Origin of the sequence: Streptomyces sp. SID4985 (assembly GCF_009863025.1) — a bacterium.
In the GTDB taxonomy this organism is placed as follows: domain Bacteria; phylum Actinomycetota; class Actinomycetes; order Streptomycetales; family Streptomycetaceae; genus Streptomyces.
Genome location: NZ_WWIR01000112.1, coordinates 1 through 1,887, shown reverse-complemented (window position 1 = coordinate 1,887; position 1,887 = coordinate 1). Strand labels below are relative to the sequence as shown.

The following is a 1,887-nucleotide window of genomic DNA, read 5'->3' as shown; positions in this document are numbered from 1 at the left end:
CCTCGGGGTCGCAGGGGATGCGCACGGCGTCCGGGGCCGCCCCGGACGGCAGGTCCTCGACGGCCGGGCAGGAGGAGTGCCGCACCGGCAGCCCGGCCGCCAGCCCCTCCACGACCGCCAGCCCGAACGCCTCCTCCGGGGACGGCGAGGCCAGCACGTCCATCGCGGAGGTCAGCGCGGGCAGGTCGGGCCCGGCCGATCCGTCGGGCAGGTAGGGCCGTTCACCGGCGAACACCACCCGCTCCGCCACCCCGGCCTGCTCGGCGAGGCGGCGCAGGGGGCCCTCCTCTGGGCCGCCGCCGACCAGTAACAGTCGTGCATCGCGGGGGAGTTGAGAGAGGGCCTGGACGAGTACGTCGAATCGCTTGCCCGGGGCCAGTCTGCCGATCCCGCCGACGACGAACGCCTGCTTGGGAAGCCCGAGTTGGGCTCGGGTGCGCTCCCGTGCGGCGGGGTCGTGGCGGAAGCGGTCGAGGTCGATGCCGTTCGGTACGACCGCGATGCGCGGCTCGGGGACGCCCCAACGGGTCAGTCGCGCGGCGACAGTCGGGGACACGGCGACGGTCGCCCGGCCCAGCCGTTCCCCGGCCAGATACAGCGCGCGTACACCGGAGTTGAGCGGACGGCCCTCCATCTGCGAGTCGCCCAGGGAGTGTTCGGTCGCCACGATCGCGCGCACTCCCGCGAGCCGGGCGGCCAGCCGGCCGTAGAGACAGGCCCGGTAGAGGTGGGTGTGCACGAGGTCGTAGCGGCCGCGCCGGATCAGCCGGGTCAGCCGGGGCAGTGCGGCCAGGTCGCGGTTGCCGGCCATGGCGAGGTCGGTCACCCGGACCCCGTCGGCCCGCAGCCCGGCGGCCACAGGCCCGGGGTTGGTCAGCGTCACCACGTCGCACTCGACGGGCAAGTGGCGCAGCAGTAGCCGCAGTTGCTGCTCCGCGCCGCCCACGCCCAGCCCGGTGATGATGTGCAGCGCCCTCATCGCGGGCCCGGTACGGGACGGCGGCGCAGCCGGTGCAGCCGGTACTTCAGGAACAGGCGGGCGGCGGTGTCGTTCTCCCCGATGTGCACGCGGGGGAGGGCGTACGGTCCGGTCAGCGCGCCGGGGTCGATGGCGCAGGCGTACGCGTAACCGGCGGCGCGCACGGCGTCGCGCACCCGGCGGTCCACGGTGCCGTACGGATAGCAGAAGCCGTCGGCCGGGCCGTCGGTCAACTCGGCGAGGAGTTCCCGGCTTTGGGAGATCTCCTCGGCCAGGGTGCGATCGTCGGCGCGGGTGAGGTCGAGGTGGGTCAGGCCGTGCGAGCCGATCTCCATCCCGGCGCGCCGGGCCTCGCGTACGGCGTCGACGGTGAGCAGCGGCTTGCGCGGGCCCGGCCGGTCCCAGGAGTTGTCGCCGCCGAACCTGCCGGGCAGCACGAACAGGGTGGCCGTGCACTCCCAACGGGCCAGCACCGGAAGGGCGTCGGTGAGGAAGTCGGCGTACCCGTCGTCGAAGGTGAGACCCACAAGGCCGCGCCCCTCGCCCCGCGCGCGGGCGGCCAGCAGCTCGGACACGCTCACTCCGCGCAGCCCGCGTCCGCGCAGCCAGCGCAGCTGCCGTTCCAGCCGGGCGGGGGTGACGGTGACGCGGTACGGGTCGTCGGAGCGGTCACCGACCGAGTGGTACATGGCGATCCACGGGACCGGGCCGGGTCTGGCCCGCCCCGGGGAGCGGTCGCGGGGCAGGGAGACGGACTCAGCGGAAGACGGCATGGGCGAGCCTTCGGGTGTGGGTGCGTACGGAACGGAGGACGGGTGCGAGGCCCGGGGCGCCCCGGGGCAGGCCGAGCAGGACGAACACGGCGGCGACGGTGACGGACCCGGCCGCGAGCCCGCCGAGCGCGCCGC

Annotated in this window: 2 protein-coding genes; both read right to left on the bottom strand. The window is 75.1% G+C overall.

Translation table 11 applies throughout. The annotated features are described in order from the left end of the window. A partial coding sequence (locus GTW40_RS04640; protein WP_161178861.1) for a glycosyltransferase occupies positions 1-979 on the bottom strand: 979 nt, incomplete at its 3' end. Further along, entirely contained in the window at positions 976-1,752 is a 777-nt protein-coding gene (locus GTW40_RS04635) for a polysaccharide deacetylase family protein (RefSeq protein ID WP_161178860.1), read from the bottom strand. The genes GTW40_RS04640 and GTW40_RS04635, both read right to left, overlap by 4 nt. Positions 1,753-1,887 lie beyond the last annotated feature (135 nt).